We start from the raw sequence: 16,879 nt of genomic DNA, 5'->3' as shown, positions 1-16,879 counted from the left end.
AATAGAGAAGCATCCTTCGGGGTGCTTTTTTTGTTCAGGAAACTTTTCCTTGGCTTCAGATACATTATCTAAAGGGGTGAATGATTAAGAGATGGGACGAAAGAGAGATCCTAAACGGGATGAAGCATTTGAACTATATAAGGCCAGTTCCGGAAGCATACGTCTCACTGATATAGCCTCTCAACTTAGTGTATCTGAAGGTACGGTAAGAGGATGGAAGGCTAAAGACAAGTGGGAAAACCTGCTCACCGAGGAAGTCATTGAAATAGAGCGTTCCGAAGAGAAAGGAACGCATATAGAGAACGGAACAGAAGATGATGGAACGCAAGACGAATTATTCATATCTGCTGTTCGACTAGTAACCGAGGCCAAACAAGCCTCGGTTACTTTATTACAACGGAGGTTGCGAATAGGGTATACCAGGGCGGCGCGTTTGATTGATGCAATGGAGCAAATGAAACTGGTTGGTCCATATCAAGGCGATAAACCGCGAGAGGTATACGCTACATCTCAGACGGCTGAAGCCATTTCTAAAGAGAGCGCTCCGGTTCCAAAAATAAAGAACGTTCCGAAAAGAGTACCGGAACGCTACGAAAATACGGAACGTTCCAAAACAGAAAAGATCGTTCCAGTAATCGAAGAGAAGCCAGAGCCAGAAATTCCAGACGATGAGGGGCTAACGCCAAAGCAGCGGATATTCGTGATGGAATACTTGAGGGATTTCAACGCGACCAGGGCGGCAATGGCTGCTGGTTACAGCAAGAAGACAGCATATTCAATTGGATGGGAGTTATTGAGGAAACCTGAAATTAAGGCCGCAATACAGAATTACAACGCATCTCTGATGGACGAGGTAGGATTGAATGCTCAACGTGTACTGATGGAATACATGAAGATTGCGTTTGCGGACATTACAGATTATGTGGAATTTGGTCAAAAGGAAGAAGATGTTATTGGATTGGATGGCCCGGTCTTCGATCCGGATACCGGGGAAACGAAGAAATACAGATACAATTATGTAGCTTTTAAAAACAGTGATGAAATTGATGGAACGCTGGTTTCGGAAGTCAAGCAGGGCAAGGATGGAGTGAGCGTTAAGCTGCATGACAAAACAAAGGCTCTGGATGTGCTTACTAAATACATGGACTTGCTGCCAGATAAACATAAACGTATGGTCGTGGATGAAAAACTAAAAATGCAGCGCGAAAAACTGGAGCTTGAAAAGGCGAAGATCACCGGCGAAGGCGATGCAGAGGATGAACTAATTGATGATTGGGTAGAGGCGGTGGTAGGCGATGAGGACGAAGAGTTCGCCGGAGACGAAGCGGAGATTTCAAGCGTTCAAGAAGCGGATTCCCGAGTACCGTAATAACCCCGTTCTGTTCTGTCAAGAAATGCTCAAATTCTTTCCTGATGATTGGCAGGCTCAAACTCTCATGGATTTGGCTAATAGCCCGCGTGTTTCAGTCCGATCAGGCCAGGGTGTGGGGAAAACAGGTTTGGAAGCGGCAACAGCATTATGGTTCTTGTCCTGTTTCCCATATCCCAAAGTGATTTGTACTGCTCCTACAAGGCAGCAACTGCATGATGTGTTATGGGCTGAAATTAATAAATGGCAGTCAAAAAGCCCGGTCTTGAAGCGAATCTTGAAATGGACTAAGACCAAAATCTATATGAAGAATTATGAGGAACGCTGGTTTGCAACGGCCCGGACTGCAACGAAACCTGAGAACATGCAAGGCTTTCATGAAGACTATATGCTGTTTATCGTTGACGAAGCTTCAGGCGTTGCCGATCCGATAATGGAGGCTATTTTAGGTACATTGTCCGGTGAGTTTAATAAATTGCTGATGTGCGGCAACCCGACAAAGACGTCGGGTGTTTTTTTTGACTCGCATAATAAGGATAGGGCAGATTACAAAACTCGCAAGGTATCCTGCCTGGACAGCCCGAGAACAAGTAAAGAAAACATTGCCATGCTTAAGCGGAAATATGGAGAAGGAAGTGATGTATGGCGCGTCCGCGTAGAAGGGGAATTTCCGCGTGGTGAATCGGATACATTCATTTCTTTGGAAGCTGCTGAATTTGCGAAGGATGAAGTTAAAGTTGAACCTTCTGGAACAAAACTGTTTGTCGGCGTAGACGTGGCCCGGTTCGGGGATGACGAAACAACCATGTATGCACGCATGGGTGGTAAGGTAGTCAAAACGCATTTTCACCACAAACAGGACACGATGACAACCACCGGCTGGGTGTTGCGCTTGATTGATGATGTGAAGGCAGAGCGACCTGAGGTAGATGAGGTTGAAATTCGAATTGATGATAGCGGAATAGGTGGAGCTGTAACGGATCGGCTGAATGAGATTAATGAAGAGCGCAGTTTAGGATACATTATCGTTCCTGTAAATAATGGATCTGCTGCAGAGGATGAGCACTATGGAAATCTTGGATCAGAGCTATGGGGCCAAGTCAAAGACATGTTGGAAGAAAACATGAGTAATTATATTCTCGGTGTACCTGGAGTATTGGAACTGCCGGATGATGAAAAGCTTATTTCGCAGCTCACAACAAGGAAATGGAAAATGGGGAGCAATGGGCGGATTTATTTGGAACGTAAAGAGGATATGAAGAAACAGAAACGAGGGCTTCAGTCTCCAGACAGAGCTGATGGTCTAGTGTTAGCTTTTGCAAATGTTCCGACCAAAAGTAGTTTCGCGTTCGGTTGATATTTCCGATATTTGTTTTACTGCTAGCATAGTTTTTTATAATGCTACTCAAGGGCGCTCTAGTCTAAAATCTGATCTTTAATATTAGTTCATAGAAATCCGTAGTAATACCACAATAACTCAATGATATTATTTATCTATAGAAATATGAACGAATGCAGAAGGCCAGGAAAGTTTTCCTGCCTTCTTTTTTGTTTGCCGGAAAGGAGGTTGTGATTTGGGTGTAAGACAGTGGCTAATTAATTGGCTGGCAGCAGGCAGGCCAAAGAATGAACCCGAGCGGCAAACGGAGGACTATCCGTTTCCGTTTGGGTTCATGATGAGTAAGGGTAGTAACCAGCCTGCTCCTAAGCGAACACCAACCAACTTACGAAAATTATCAGAATCCCCAATACCACGCAGGGCGATTAACGTTATTAAGAACGGGATCACAAAGCTTAATTGGTCTGTCGCGGCAATTGATGAGAGTGAAACGGAGAAGTACCGAGAGATATGCAAAATTATCGAACGGACTTTGTTGAAGCCGAATTCTGGTGATTCATTCCGTTCATGGATAGAGCAAATGGTTGAGGATATGCTTGTGTGCAGCGCCGGTTCATCGGAGATCCTTAAGGCTGGCGATCCTCTAAGGCCATTTAGAATGTATCCTGTAGATTCGTTTTCGATTGATCTATATCCTGAATGGGATGGTAAACCAAACTCGTACAGGTATGCTCAACGGGTAAACGGCAAGTATGTACATTTGAAATCATCTGAGCTTATGTATATACGAATGAATCCGAGAGCCAATACGCCTTTTGGACTTTCACCACTTGAAACGGTTTGGGAAACGGTAGAAAGTTTTATATCCGCCCACCGCTCAGCGGGGAAACAGGCTTCAAACACTGTTATTCGGAAATTGATCAATCTCGGTAAGAACGCTGATGCTAAGGCTGTTTCAGCATTTCGTGCTTATTGGGAAAACGAAGTCCTTGGACGAGGGCTTAACCCAATAATAGGCGGAGAAAATCCAAGTGTGCTTGACCTCGGGGCTACAGATGATAAGGCCCTTTTTCTTGAGTGGCAACGGTTCTTGATTGAGATTGTTGCTATCGCCTTTGATATATCGCCAAAGAAATTAGGCCAAACCAAGGATGTAAATCGCAGCACAGCCGATAGTGAAGATGAAGACACCAATGATACAGTAGAATCCATCGCGGAGAACATAGTGGAGCATATCAACAATCACATCATAGACGGAATTTTTAATCTTGGCGGAGTGATTGAGTTTAAATTCCACTACGCCACATCGCTGAAGGACCAGAAGTTGAAAGCTGATATCGATGCGATTTATCTGGATCGGCGGACGATAACTCCTGATGAGGTCCGTGACAGTTTGGCGCGTAAGGCACTGCCTAACAAACACGGCGAGGTTCTATTACAACCAGGCAAAGCATCAATCGTTGATTTAAACAAAACCCAGGAAGAGATGCAAGCGGAGAAGGAAAGGCAGTTAAGCAATCTTCCTGAAGGTGATCCTCCAGACGATAAAACCGAAGAAGAAGCTTTCGACACCGCTGAAGAGTAGGTGTTTTTTATTTTGTCCCGAGAGGGGGTGAGAACCTAAATGCTTAAAACATTGAAAATGAGCAGGCAGACGATGCGTGTTCAGGATTTTAGCATGTCAGATGCAGGAAACCATCCGAACAAGGTCCCTTTTAAATGCGCTCTATTCGCAGTCGATCAGCCGAGTGACGGTTCACCTCATGGAGCTGGCGGCAAGAAGATTCGCATTTCATCCGGTGTTTGTGACCAGTGCTTACATACCTTTGTGGGCATGGCGCTCAACATTGATTACGTCAACGGCATGTCGGATCACGATCCTAGATTTAAGGTTGCCGTAATAGAAAAGGCATATCGTGCAATGGATGGATACGCATGGGTTGAAGGTTACATTTACGGTAAGGATTTTCCAGATGTCGTAGCAACGATTCGTTATTACAACGGCTTGGCTGCTGAGTACAACTGGAGCGAATATCAATTCGGCGCATCCCTTGAAATGGAAGCGTCGGTACAGAATGCGTCTGATGCTGAGGATGTGCTGGATGTAATTGAGTTTTGCGGTACAGGTGCAGCTATCCTGTTTGCTGAAGCTGCAGCTTATAAAACAACGAGCTTTGCTGCTCGTAATTCAAAAAAAGAACAGGGGGATGTCGAAATGACGCCAGAACAAATTAAGGCAATGGAAGATGCTATGAAGGCATTACAAGAAGGAATGACGTCCATTACATCCAGCGTGCAGAGCGTTGTTACGGAGGTTGGTTCAATCAAAACTGATCTTACTAACATGAAGGCGGCCAAAGAAGAGGAAGAGAAAAAGACAGCAGAGGAGCAAACTGCTGCAGACTTGAAAGCCGCTAAGGACAAAGTGGCAGAGCTAGAAAATGAGTTGAAGGAAATAAAAGCTAAAGGCACGCCTCCAGCAGAACCGGAGCGCAAAACATTTAGCGCGTCTTCGCTGCTTTCAAAGTTCGGGAAGACTGACATTAACGGGGGAAGCGAAGTCACAGATTACAAGACATTCTGTGCTTCTGTAGATGCCCTGGATCTGCCGTCATCCGAATCGTTCAAACTTAAATTGCAGGCGAAAGCTCAATTCGCTGAGAAAGAGAGTGTGTAATCTATGAATAACCGTGTTGGAGTAGCGCAATTCGTTTCAATTGCTGCCGCAACTCAGTTCCAAGGGCCGGGAGCAATCATTACTGATGATTTCCAAAAGGAAATTACAGACGTATTACGCCGAACTTCTATTCTGGACGGAAGATTAAATTATGTACCGGCTACAGGGGACATTTCCACTTACTATGAACAAAATACTGTCAATGGTGGTGAGTTCGTCGATCCACGTAATCCATCGGCAAATGCCACTAGCAATCAACGTACTCCTCATGGTGTGAAAATCAAAGCTCTGACGAACCAAGTCAACTTTGGTCATTATGACATTACGCTCGGCCAGCAACAAAATAATTTCCCTGAGCTTAAAGCGAAGGACCTGAATGATATGCTTAACGGCATCGGCCTTACTCATGGTAAGGCTCTTTGGAGAGGTACTGACACAGGGTTAGCAGTTCCTGCAACTCTTCAATATGTGGGACTTGCCACTCAAATCACGAACACTTTCACAGTTGGTCCAACAGCATCCATTGTTTCTGCTATTCGGGCGAAGGTCGCTGCGATGGTAGCAAGTGAGCTTTACGAACTCATGCCAACCGCTATCTATATTCACCCTATCGGTCATCACTACCTGGAGGAAGAAGAGCGAAACGCAGCCAACAATGAAACACAGATCAGTAACATCAAAAAGACGACCGTTGCTGGTTTAGAGGTGCTTGCTATTATGACCGCTGCTGGACTGCTGCCGATTATTCCAGAACCTTTTATCACTTCATCCGTCAACGCTAAAACAGCATCGAATACGGACTATGGTATTGCAATTGTGACGGAACCAATGATCGAATACCACTATGTAGGTGAGAAAGGAATTTATCTGTTCCAGCTTGGTACAACGGGAAGCCTGCAGGAACAATATGTAGGTATCAAATATGGCGCTCCTGTTGCCAAGGGGCCAAGCTATGCTCATGCCTACGGTACTATTGAGCGTCCTACAATTACAGCAGTAGGTTAATAAAATTCCAGATGTGGAGGCGGTCAAAATGGCCGTCTCTCACACTTAGAGGAGATGATAGGGTTGGCTAAATCTAACTTGGAGAAGTTGAAGGATGCAATTACTGAATGCAATACATTGCTAGATAAATCGGTGATCGGTGAGGATGACGGGCAGTTTCCGCAACAATCGGTAGACTCCTTCAAGGAAGCTATTGCTGCAGCGGAAACATTGGTTAGTACTGATGGTGCTGAACCGAGTCAGTTTGATGCTCAAACAACAGAACTGAACACTGCCAAGCAAACCTTCCTGGAAACGGAAATTGAGAAACTGGAGCCTGTTATTCGGAAAGTATCTCTTCGAGGTACACCGAGCCAGAAGAAAGGCCCTCACACAATCCATTTTAAGAACACTGTCGTGAACTTTGTGGATGGAGAGGCTCAGTTACCTAATGAACTTGCGGATGAGCTGGCTGACGCCGGATATGTAGAATGAGCCAATATCTTGAAATAACAGATACAGGCTTTGTTCCGCCAGGAGTGAAACTCACAGAAGCTTTGATCATCCGAGCGTCTGCAATTATTGATGGGCGGTGCAGGCGTGAGATTGGAGTAACAAACTACACCGAACGCATACCGCTTACGGATCAGCAACGAGGTCATTTGTCCTATTATCCAGTTATAGAGGTGAAAGAGGTAAAAGGTAGGCCTAAGCAGGGATTGATGGGCAATTTCTTCGGTCCGCCAGGATTCGAATCAATCTCTGATATCAGCACGATTGATATAGACAAGGATATCGGTACGGTCTGGTGTGGTTATTCTTCTTTCGGTTCGGAATATGAAGAGCTAGAAGTAACGTATACCAGCGGTTGGGATACGATACCTGATAAGGTCAAGGTGGCATGTGGCCTGATCATTGGACAGTTAGTCGGAAATCCGAATACCAACGTGAAGTCGAAGAAGGACTTCGACTATAGCATCGAATACTTTGGCAACAGCATGATTACACCTGAGATAGCCGACCTGCTTTCAGAGTTCGAACATAGGTCATTTAGGTAGGTGAAGAAAGATGTTCTATGAGTTCTCACACCGTCACACTCCTTGCTTGGTGGACGGAAGCGAGGATGCGGTCATTCTCTCCAGGGAAACCAAAGCGACGACGGTAATGGGCAAAGAATACGTTTACAACGGTGTGTTCTCCCCTGAATCACTCGTTTATCGTGGTTCACTGGTACAGACTGAGGATAATTTCCTTGTATTAACACTGAGGAAAACTGTAGATCGGGATAACTACTGTTCTTTGATTAAAACGAACGCTTTAATCGAAGTCCAGCGCTATCAGCAGTCCTATGATTCAAACGATAACCCGATAAGTGGTCCTGAATTTGTATCTGTTTCTGCTGATGTTGTCTGCTTCGCACAGTATGTCACAGCGGAATTGCGGCAGCAGGAACCGGGATTGCTACCGAGTACCGTTTTTGTTTTACAGATGCAGACAACGGTTGATGTAAAGAGACCAGAGGAGACAAGCACATCTATTCCTGACCGAATCGTAATGGGCGAGAAGACATACCGGGTAGATGTGGTTGATAGGGTGAAGTATCCTAATCTGCTACATGTGCAACTGTCTGAGGACCGGATATGATTACGGGCTATGATACAGCGCGGGCAACCAAGGATTTGGAGAATAAGTTGGCTGTTGAAATTACCGGCTTAACCAAACTGGTCTTACTTACAGCCAAAAGCGGGATTAGGTATTATCCGGCAGTACGGGATCACCTGGAAATGCACATGTTTGTTCTGGCAAACCAAATGATATCAGGTGATATTACGGCGGACTATTGGCAGGCATGGCTTGAGCAGTTTGGTAAAGGCTCCAAGATGGCTGATTCCAGCCAAAACCCCGGACTAATAAATTACATGAATAGTGAGGCCTGGAACCGGCTGCGGTCGAAAGGGAGCCGGGTTATCGTTGGCCGTTCATTCGGAAAATACCGGGCAATTGACGGAACGATGAAAGAATCAAAGGGTGGATATGCGGGTGTAGATCTGGAGGAGCTGGCAGAGCGCGGAGATATTGATCCTTCGTTCAAGGCCACGCCGCCTACCTACTTCTTGCGCATAGCAATTCAGTCGAACCGCAAACGTATTCTGGATGGTATTAGTCGCATCATAACTGAGTTTCCTTATCACAGGTACTTCAAGGAGGTGAAGGAGTGAGCCTACATTTAATTGACGCTGTTCAGAACGTTTTGAAGGCAGATTCAGAGCTTATGGCTATTATGAATCTTACTCTTTCATCACCTTCTGCCGAGATCGTAAAACGATTTACAAAGGGTATGGAGCCTGAGATAACAGTCAGTAAGGATACAGTCCCACATATCTGCCAATACGTCATGCCAGGGCGTTATGCGGCTAATCCGCTGGTCTTTGAAGGTAAGTTCTGCATCGACTTTTATGGCAAGACCGCCTATGAAGCTAAATTAATGTTCGAACGAGTTTTCAAGGTGCTACACGAAAGAAAACTGTACGCTCAGGGATTTACTTCTTATCTGTGCGTGCTGGCCTATGATTCTGATTTTGCAACCGACATCCAGGGAGCAAAGGGATACAAGGCTATTTTTGATGTAGACTATCTGCGGATGAATTGAGGTGTAAATCGATGAATATCAACGAAGCAATCAAGCACACTGCGGAGGTTGCAATATCTATTGGAATGCATTTGAAAAGTGTTCTGCGGAAAGTGAGGTGAGTAAAATGGCGGAGGATACAGTTCAGCAATCAGCGCAAGCACCGGTTAATGTTAAAAAAACAGCATCTGAGGTGGAAAAGCTGATTGATGAGAAAATCAATCTTGCAAAGAAGCTGGGCATCATGGGTGATCTGGAACCGATTGAAGGTTACAGAGAAACTGAGGAATATCAGCGTATTACTGAAATTGATAAACGCTTGTGGGAACTGGTCAAATAATGTGGCCGGTTCTTTTTATTTTTCAATTAGGGGGATGAATTAATGGAACCAATTGTTTTTGATGGAGTAGGAACAGTCCAGATTTATGGGCCAGATGGAAAGTTGAAATATCTGGACGACAAAATTACCAAAGTAACACTGCAGCTTCAGTTCGATTGGCAAAAAGTTATGGGCGGCGATAGCGGCTATGCATTCCACTATACAGCTCAAGACTTGGCCGACAAAGCTAGCATTGAAATTCCACGTTTTTCGAATATCCTTGCGGAGATATTCCAAGGCGCTGAATCCGAAAAAGGTACGGTATATTTTGATGAAACAGAGCAAGGTTTTTTGGATGCCGCTTCTGGTTACACAATCAAAGCTCCTGCGAAATTCAAAGGAGCTTTAGTGGCTGCCAGTGACAAGGTGTATTTGAAAGATATAGAAACTGGTGAACTTACCGAACTCACCCGTGTCGCCTCTACACCAACAGCAGAACAATATGTTATTACTGCCGATGGGAACATAAAATCCGATGCTTCAAATGGCAATAAGTTAATAGCGGTAACATATAAATGGTCCAAAGAAAAGGGCACCCGGAGCGGATTAAGTGGCATACGCCGCCCGAAGCCGTTTAAGTTTGTACACCGCTTTTCACTCGCCGATGACAGAACAGGCAATGAAGTGCCTTGCCAGTTGACGATTTGGAAGGCGCTTGGCGGAGGTACGACGGACGTATCGCAGGAGCGGAAGAAAGCTACAAGTAATACATTGGCGCTGGAGATCATGGACCCTGGCATTAGTCCGGATAATCCTGATGGCTATGCAGCAGAACTGATTTTTGGTATCTAGATTTCAAATTAACAAACCCTCTGGTCAATCTATCAGAGGGTTAACATACATTTGGGAGGGAAAATTAAAATGAGTACAGACAAAGAAATGGATAAAACGCTGAACATCGGAACAGAAATCAGATTGGCAGAGGGAATCAAAAAGCATGTGAAGATTGGGACCATTGCGTTGATCCGCCAAGTTCGTGAAGAAATGGACGGGATGACATACAAGTTCTCTTTCTCAATCGGTCGTAAGAAGTGGGAAGCTACAGAAGAGCGTGAAGCCGTTGACTGGAAGGAAGTAGAAGAAACATACAAAAAAGCATTTAACCTTGTGTTGGTTGAGGGAATAACTGAAGAAGAGTATGAACAGATTGACCAAGACGGTATTGCAGAACTGGACAACCTGCTGGACCGATTTCTATTCTGAGTCATTTCCGCCTGACCCAGACTCAGCTGACGAAGACGAGGACGAGCCGGAGGAGGATGAAGGGAATGATCATGAAACGGATTGGTTGGAACTTTGGGCTTTATGCATAAGTAACGGGATAACAGATTCAGAATGGCCTAATATGACCATTCCTAAAATCAGGGCCCTTATGAAAGCCAAGAACAAAAACCGGGAATTCGAAATCATTCTTCACGGCGGTAAGGTGGAAAATAAAAAGCCGAAAAAAGCCAGGAAGCTATCTGATCTTGGCTTTTTCGGAAAGTGAGAAAGAGGCATCCGCAATTATGCAGGATGCCTCTTTTTTCTGTATTTAGGTCAGGAAATGTTTCCTGATCCACATGAGAGGTGATTGAAGTGACAGATTTAAGTAAAGATGTAGTGGGCGCACGTATAAGCTTGGATACAAGCAAAATCCTGCCTGCCTTTAAGGTAATCGATAATGGGGCAAGGGCCAATGCAGAATCATTTAAAGTGCTGAATGCCGAACTGGCTGTAAGCGAGAAGAATTTCAAATCTCTTGCCAGTAGTGCGGATAAGTTTGCCTTGTCCGCAGAGGACAGAAGAAAGAAGATCCTTGCTGAATCCGAAGCTCTTGTTAAACAACGCACTGCACAAGCCGAATTAGCAACAGCCCGGAAGAATCAATTGGACCAAGCGAACAAAATAACAGATGAGAAACTTAGGGCGCAGCAGGCCATTGTAAAAAAACGGGAGGACGCTATAGAGCAGCAGGAGCGGGAACACCAGCTGCGAATGCAAGCTTTGCAGAACAAGGCGACTATAACCGGTCAGAAAGCGGCAAAGGCTTCAGGTGCCGGGACGGATGACAGAACGCGTGAACGAGTCCTTATGGAAGAACAGGCTATTAGGACGAAGCTGTCTCAACTGGCTGAGAAAGAAGCGCAGCAGGCAAGGAAGAACGCACAGGAATATGAAAAGTTTTGGATTAACGCTCTAAATGCGCGAGAACAAAAAGAGGCACAAGTCCGTGAAAAGGTGCTGCAAGAGGAGCAGAAGATTCGTCGTGCCCTGAGCCAAACTGAAGCCCAAATGAAACGAACCTTCAATATTACTCCAAATTGGGTAAATAAGCTCGGTGACATGGCTACTCATGCCGTCGTATTTCATACCGCTTATGCGGCCTTGTATAAGCTTCAGGAAGGCTTAAGAGAGGGATTAGTTGGGATAGAGTCAAACATGGCGGGCTATATCCAAACGAACGAACATTATTTCCTTGAGTACAACGAAGGCACCAAGGAAATGGTGATGAACACAGAAAAACTGCACGACGAAACAACCAAATTCATTCGGACGGCTCATGACCTGGGCGCGGAAATCATGGATGTTACTGAGTCGGCGAGGCTTTGGGGCCGGATGTATAAGGATGTAGGCGTAGTACAGGAGATGGTGCGCAAATCTACCATGTTGTCAACGGTAGACCTTGTTTCCCTGGAAGATGCTACGAAATCAATGGAATCGACATTCGCCCAATACGGCGTTCAGGTGAAGGATAGCAATGATGCAATGGTTCTCGGCGGCCGGGTACTGGATAGCTGGAGTAAGGTAGCACATGACACTATGGCACCAGCGCGGGATATAGGAGCCGCCTTTGAGCGCACTGGTAAAATCGCTGCAGAAACTGGTGTTTCATTTGACTTTATGAACGGCTTGATTTCAGCGGGTGTCCGGAATACTGCGCTGTCAGGGGAAAACTTGGGTAACATGTGGAAAACGGTGCTTGGTACAATCCGGACGGATAAGGCTGTAGGAGAAATTGAACGCTTAGGGGTCGCCACAAAGGAAGTCGTAGATGGACAGGAACAATGGAGAAAAGCAGAGGATATCTTGCTGGACCTATCAACGAAGGTTATTGATAAAAACTATGACTTAACCAAATCTTATGCGGATATCTCGCGCGGTGTCTATCAATATGCCAAGTTGGCCGCATCATTAAACGCCGGAGATATCTTGCTAGGTACAGCAGCCTCAATTGGGTCAACCGGATCCACGATGGAGTATCTGAAAGTTCAGATGGATACCATTCAGCGAAAGGCTGCACAAACTAAAGCCTCTTTGTTGGAAATATTCAACAATGCTGGTGATGATGGACTTCGCCGTATGATTAAAGATGTGCTGGACGCGATTGACCAGTTACTTATAGGGCTTACCAAAGTGCCACCAGGGGTATTTGAGGGTACGGCTGCTATCGGAGGATTGCTTTTAGCTTATAAAGCACTTAGCGGCCCGATTCTGAATGTAATAGCTGCTGTGAAGGTTTTAACAACAGCCAAGGCCGCAGAAACAGTGGCTATAGCAGCCAATACAACAGCTAACGAGGTTAATATCGTTTCTTCGCAAGGAGTGACGTTATCTACTGTACAGCGCACTACAGCAACCCAGGCTTCTACTGCCGCCACAACTGCAGCAACTGTTGCAACTACGGCTATGTCTAGAGCACAGGCATTATCGACTGTAGCGATGGCAGGGGCGACAGCGGGATTGGCGTTACTGGCTGGAATCATTACTGTAGTGGCAATGCAAAGCGGGAAGGAAGAAAAGGCTGCAAGGGAAAGAATGCAAAACTTAAAAGATGAAGATGCAGCTTCTCAACAATTGATCAGCCAATATCAACGACAAATTGACTTACTCCCGAAGCTTGTTAATGCCCATAAATCACTCTCTGAATCACTTAAAATCAGTGGATCATCCATTGAGAAACAAACGCAAATAAAGAAACAGTTAGAAGAAGTGACTAAAGCATTAATTATAACTGTTGGTGAGGATGGAGCGAAACAATTAGAGGCTGCTAATTTCAGTGAACAGGCTGTACAAATGCAAGTAAACGCCTTAAACACATTAATTGAAAAGCAAAAAGAGGCTAGAAAAAATCTCTTGGAGGGTCAGCAAAATGACCTCAATGAACAACTTAAGAAGAATAACGAAGAGTTAGAAAAAACAAAAGCGCAGATGGAAAGCCTAGCTTCCCAAGTGGGTCAATTTTTTAAGAGTGTATTTAGTGGAGAAAGTCTAAGTCAGGCATCTGATACAATTAAACCTTTTCAGGATCGAATAGCTGAGTTGGAGAAAGAGAATCGCGAACTTGCCGCCTCTGCCGCTGATGTTGCAGTACAGTTAGGTCAAGTTGCAGTGGATGCACTTGATCAGTTTGCAGGCAAAACGGGAACTGCTGCCGAAAGTGCCAAAGCACAAGAGGAAGCCCTTGCAGATTTAAGGGAACAAATCGAAGGGAATGGTACTGCAGTATCCGAGATGAACAATCTCTTGAACGACCTTGCAAACGGACAATCTCTCAATGCTGATGCTGCCACGGAACTGATACTAAAATATCCTCAATTAGCAACGGAAATTTATAAAACGGCAGATGGATGGAAATTTGAGAAAGATGCCGTAGAGGTGCTCCGAAAAGCGAAAATTCAAAAAGCAATCGATGATCTAAAATCTGAGAAAGCTTCCACATTCAACTCTAAGCTTGCAGTTGAGGAAAGGTTAAAGGCTTACAATATTGAGGCATCAGCAATTAGAAGCCTTGCTGATCTGAAAGCGAAACTTAATGGTGCCAAAACGATAAGTGAAGCCTCGTTGTCAAGGCCAGATGATCTAAAATATTTCAAGAATGAGTGGCAGCAGGCTGGGGTTGAGCAGGCCACAAAAGAAAAAGCTGCTGATGCTATTTATAGTGAATATGAAAAAGAAATGCAAAGCTATGATAACAAAATAAAGGCTCTGGGTGCTCTTTATAAAGATCCCAAATTTGGCGTCAGTGATTCCGGTTCAAAAGGTAGCAGTGGCAAAAAAGGCAAGAGTGATGCCGAACGTGCAGCAGAAAAAGCAGCTAAGGATGCGGAGGCCGCTCGTAAAGATAATTACGACAACGAACTTGATAACTTTAAGTACATTGCTGAACGAAATGAGTGGTCGATAGACCAGCAGATAGCAGGATACAAACGTTTGGCTCAGCGGCATAAGCAGTATTTATCCGAAGACAAAGACGCTCTGAAGCAGTGGGGCCGGGATGTTCAAAAACTCAATGACTCCAGGTATCAAGAAGATGTAGAAATGCTTGAGCGGAAGACAGAGCGTATGAGGCAGGCCAACAAACAGGAAATCGAAATAGTCAAATCCAGCCTTGATTTTTATATGAAGGAACAAACGAAATCCAACCTGTTGCCAGCTAATAAACGTGAGATTCAAAAGCAAATTTACGATCTTACCGTCAAATACAATGAGCTTCGTTACCAAAATTCAGAAGCCTGGATTGATAAAGAAACGGCTAAAATGGAAATGGCCGGACAAAGCCAAATCGCTATTCTCAAGATGGAATACGATGCCTATATGCGGATGAGCAAGGACAAAGACCGTACCGTTGAACAGAGCTTTGACTTGCAACAGAAAATCTATGAGAAGCGTAAAGCGCTGGAAGATGAATTCCTGTCTGATTTTCAAAAACGAATTAATCACCAAAAGAGTATGGAAACTATTTCGATATCGGATCAGATCACTGCTTGGGAGAAAATGCAGGCTCTTTACAAAGAGGGATCTGAACAAAGAATGGAGATAGATGTTCAGGTCCACGATTTGAAGAAGCAGTTATTGGAAGATCAGCAGAAAGCAGCCGCTGAGGCTGCGAAGAAGGAAAAAGAAGCGCTTGAAAAATCCCGTGATGAAGAAGTGAAGCGGATTGAGGCGGAACGAGACGCCTTTGTAGAAGCTCAGGACGCCAAAATTAAAGCGATAGATGACTTACTTGCCAAGATGCAAACCGACAATGAAGACGAGGATTATGAGCGTGCTATGGCCGAAAAACAGGCTCGTCTTGCTTTACTCCAATCGGCGGTTGGTCCTGAAGGCATTGCCGAAAGAAAACAGGTTGAGAAAGACATCGAAGATATGCAGCGTGACCACAACCGGACTTTAGCACGGCGCGGGTTGGAAGATCAGAAGAAGAAGTTGCAGGACGAAAAAACTGAGCGGGAAAAGGATTACAATGATCAAATTGAGGCATCCAAGCAACATTATGACCAACTGATCAGCAAATATGATGAATATTCTGACGGCGTTGAATCTAAGGCCGAAGACTTGAAAAACACACAAATCAGTAAAGAAACAGAGAAAAACGCCGAAATATTGCTTCAGTTAGACCAGTTCATTGCAGACTACCAAGCAAAAATGGCTGAAATAAGCAATACTTCCCTATCAGCGTCACTGGACACCAGTGATGTAAATTCGAGTACCCAAAAAGAAAAGGACCTTGCGCGTTACAATGCCAATATAGATAAGTGGTATTCCGGAAGTGCAGCAGAAAAGGCCACTGCTCATAAAGAGAATGAAGAACTCAGAAAAAAATACGGCATTACGAAAGATTCAGGTAAACTCCAAAAATTTCATTCGGGTGGTATTGTCCAGGGGGATAGAGGAGCTGAGGTGCCGGTCATTGCCCGTGCAGGGGAAATATATTTGAATGATCAGCAGCAAAGCAATTTGTTTAAATTCATTAATTTCAAAATGCCTTCACTTGATTTTTCAATGCCAGAGTTTTCAATGCCCATGGCTTCAGGTGGAGCATATCCGCAGCAAATCAGTAACCACTTCGCAATAAATTCCGGAGATACTTACATTGAAGACGAATCGGCAGCAAAGGTGTTCTGGTCTGAAAAGGATAACCTGATTCGGAGATTACAAGCGAGGGGAGGCAAGTCTTGATGATTGATGCCACAGTAAATGGTGTTTCCTTTAAATCCATCGGGTTAGGGTTGAAAAAACATAATATCCCCGTATTGCCGCCGACAAAGGATTATAGCCTTGAAATTGCCGAACGTGATGGGGAATTGGATTTCGGTAGCACCTACGGACCACGAATAATTAACCTGGAATGCGTCGTCATGGCAGATGATACAACCCTTGATTACCATAGGAGAGTCGCCCGAGTGGCGGCTCTTTTTAATGCTAAAAAGGGGGATATCGTATTCACATTTTCTGATTTGCCAGGAAGGCGATACATCGGGCGTTATGCCGGTACGTTAGACATCGAAAAGATTCTGTTTGATGGTGATCTAACCATCCCTATAAAGATGGGGGAGCATCCCTTTCCGGAGAGCGATGAAAATATTACAGAGGTCATCATTACGCAGTCACCGCAAATGATAGCTGTTACTTCTAACGGGGATGAAAGGGCAAGTCCTATCATCGTGTTGACTAACACCGGCAATAACATCATACAGAATTTTCGAATTACTAATGAATATCAAGTAGAATAGGAG

General features: G+C 44.7%; 16 protein-coding genes. All 16 read left to right on the top strand.

The window, feature by feature from the left end; all coding sequences use genetic code 11:
• Window positions 1-91: 91 nt before the first annotated feature.
• Window positions 92-1,369, top strand: a complete 1,278-nt coding sequence (locus ACE5LO_RS12010) for a terminase small subunit (RefSeq protein WP_375520258.1) — start codon at window positions 92-94, stop codon at window positions 1,367-1,369.
• Window positions 1,296-2,726 carry a DEAD/DEAH box helicase family protein gene (locus tag ACE5LO_RS12005; RefSeq protein WP_375520257.1) on the top strand — a complete coding sequence of 477 codons (1,431 nt, stop codon included), beginning with the start codon at window positions 1,296-1,298 and terminating at the stop codon, window positions 2,724-2,726. Before ACE5LO_RS12010 ends, ACE5LO_RS12005 begins: the two co-directional genes overlap by 74 nt.
• A gap of 217 nt (window positions 2,727-2,943) precedes the next feature.
• A complete protein-coding gene (locus ACE5LO_RS12000; protein ID WP_375520256.1) occupies window positions 2,944-4,293 on the top strand; it encodes a phage portal protein in 1,350 nt (449 codons plus the stop codon).
• A gap of 39 nt (window positions 4,294-4,332) precedes the next feature.
• Window positions 4,333-5,385 carry a 3-oxoacyl-ACP reductase gene (locus ACE5LO_RS11995; protein WP_375520255.1) on the top strand — a complete coding sequence of 351 codons (1,053 nt, stop codon included), beginning with the start codon at window positions 4,333-4,335 and terminating at the stop codon, window positions 5,383-5,385.
• A gap of 3 nt (window positions 5,386-5,388) precedes the next feature.
• Complete coding sequence (locus tag ACE5LO_RS11990) at window positions 5,389-6,390, top strand: hypothetical protein (protein WP_375520254.1); 1,002 nt, start codon at window positions 5,389-5,391, stop codon at window positions 6,388-6,390.
• Between the two features lie 63 nt (window positions 6,391-6,453).
• Window positions 6,454-6,864, top strand: a complete 411-nt coding sequence (locus tag ACE5LO_RS11985) for a DUF4972 domain-containing protein (RefSeq protein WP_375520253.1) — start codon at window positions 6,454-6,456, stop codon at window positions 6,862-6,864.
• Complete coding sequence (locus ACE5LO_RS11980; RefSeq protein WP_375520252.1) at window positions 6,861-7,427, top strand: hypothetical protein; 567 nt, start codon at window positions 6,861-6,863, stop codon at window positions 7,425-7,427. Before ACE5LO_RS11985 ends, ACE5LO_RS11980 begins: the two co-directional genes overlap by 4 nt.
• Window positions 7,428-7,437: 10 nt before the next feature.
• Complete coding sequence (locus tag ACE5LO_RS11975; RefSeq protein WP_375520251.1) at window positions 7,438-8,013, top strand: hypothetical protein; 576 nt, start codon at window positions 7,438-7,440, stop codon at window positions 8,011-8,013.
• Complete coding sequence (locus ACE5LO_RS11970; RefSeq protein ID WP_375520250.1) at window positions 8,010-8,588, top strand: hypothetical protein; 579 nt, start codon at window positions 8,010-8,012, stop codon at window positions 8,586-8,588. Before ACE5LO_RS11975 ends, ACE5LO_RS11970 begins: the two co-directional genes overlap by 4 nt.
• A complete protein-coding gene (locus ACE5LO_RS11965; RefSeq protein WP_375520249.1) occupies window positions 8,585-9,019 on the top strand; it encodes a hypothetical protein in 435 nt (144 codons plus the stop codon). The genes ACE5LO_RS11970 and ACE5LO_RS11965 overlap by 4 nt, the downstream gene beginning before the upstream one ends.
• 106 nt (window positions 9,020-9,125) lie before the next feature.
• Window positions 9,126-9,338: a hypothetical protein gene (locus ACE5LO_RS11960; RefSeq protein ID WP_375520248.1), complete on the top strand. Its 213-nt coding sequence runs from the start codon at window positions 9,126-9,128 to the stop codon at window positions 9,336-9,338.
• Window positions 9,339-9,380: 42 nt separating this feature from the next.
• A complete protein-coding gene (locus ACE5LO_RS11955) occupies window positions 9,381-10,169 on the top strand; it encodes a hypothetical protein (protein ID WP_375520247.1) in 789 nt (262 codons plus the stop codon).
• 69 nt (window positions 10,170-10,238) lie between these two features.
• Complete coding sequence (locus ACE5LO_RS11950; protein WP_375520246.1) at window positions 10,239-10,580, top strand: hypothetical protein; 342 nt, start codon at window positions 10,239-10,241, stop codon at window positions 10,578-10,580.
• Window positions 10,525-10,866, top strand: a complete 342-nt coding sequence (locus ACE5LO_RS11945; protein WP_375520245.1) for a hypothetical protein — start codon at window positions 10,525-10,527, stop codon at window positions 10,864-10,866. Before ACE5LO_RS11950 ends, ACE5LO_RS11945 begins: the two co-directional genes overlap by 56 nt.
• 89 nt (window positions 10,867-10,955) lie before the next feature.
• Window positions 10,956-16,322 (top strand): transglycosylase, encoded by a 5,367-nt coding sequence (locus tag ACE5LO_RS11940; protein ID WP_375520244.1) that lies wholly within the window; start codon window positions 10,956-10,958, stop codon window positions 16,320-16,322.
• On the top strand, window positions 16,322-16,876 hold the full coding sequence (locus ACE5LO_RS11935; RefSeq protein WP_375520243.1) for a phage tail domain-containing protein: 555 nt from the start codon (window positions 16,322-16,324) through the stop codon (window positions 16,874-16,876). Before ACE5LO_RS11940 ends, ACE5LO_RS11935 begins: the two co-directional genes overlap by 1 nt.
• The last annotated feature ends 3 nt before the right edge of the window (window positions 16,877-16,879 follow it).

Source organism: Paenibacillus medicaginis, from assembly GCF_042138635.1.
Lineage (GTDB): Bacteria > Bacillota > Bacilli > Paenibacillales > Paenibacillaceae > Paenibacillus > Paenibacillus medicaginis.
The sequence above is the reverse complement of the archived record's forward strand: the minus strand, read 5'-3'. Positions and strand labels throughout refer to the sequence as shown.

Bases quoted from the DNA above. Each gene is read 5' to 3' on its own strand.
- ACE5LO_RS12010 (WP_375520258.1), top strand. From the start codon at position 92: ATGGGACGAAAGAGAGATCCTAAACGGGATGAAGCATTTGAACTATAT.
- ACE5LO_RS11970 (WP_375520250.1), top strand. From the start codon at position 8,010: ATGATTACGGGCTATGATACAGCGCGGGCAACCAAGGATTTGGAGAAT.
- ACE5LO_RS11955 (WP_375520247.1), top strand. From the start codon at position 9,381: ATGGAACCAATTGTTTTTGATGGAGTAGGAACAGTCCAGATTTATGGG.
- ACE5LO_RS11975 (WP_375520251.1), top strand. From the start codon at position 7,438: ATGTTCTATGAGTTCTCACACCGTCACACTCCTTGCTTGGTGGACGGA.
- ACE5LO_RS11980 (WP_375520252.1), top strand. From the start codon at position 6,861: ATGAGCCAATATCTTGAAATAACAGATACAGGCTTTGTTCCGCCAGGA.
- ACE5LO_RS11990 (WP_375520254.1), top strand. From the start codon at position 5,389: ATGAATAACCGTGTTGGAGTAGCGCAATTCGTTTCAATTGCTGCCGCA.
- ACE5LO_RS11995 (WP_375520255.1), top strand. From the start codon at position 4,333: ATGCTTAAAACATTGAAAATGAGCAGGCAGACGATGCGTGTTCAGGAT.
- ACE5LO_RS11950 (WP_375520246.1), top strand. From the start codon at position 10,239: ATGAGTACAGACAAAGAAATGGATAAAACGCTGAACATCGGAACAGAA.
- ACE5LO_RS11960 (WP_375520248.1), top strand. From the start codon at position 9,126: ATGGCGGAGGATACAGTTCAGCAATCAGCGCAAGCACCGGTTAATGTT.
- ACE5LO_RS12005 (WP_375520257.1), top strand. From the start codon at position 1,296: ATGAGGACGAAGAGTTCGCCGGAGACGAAGCGGAGATTTCAAGCGTTC.
- ACE5LO_RS11935 (WP_375520243.1), top strand. From the start codon at position 16,322: ATGATTGATGCCACAGTAAATGGTGTTTCCTTTAAATCCATCGGGTTA.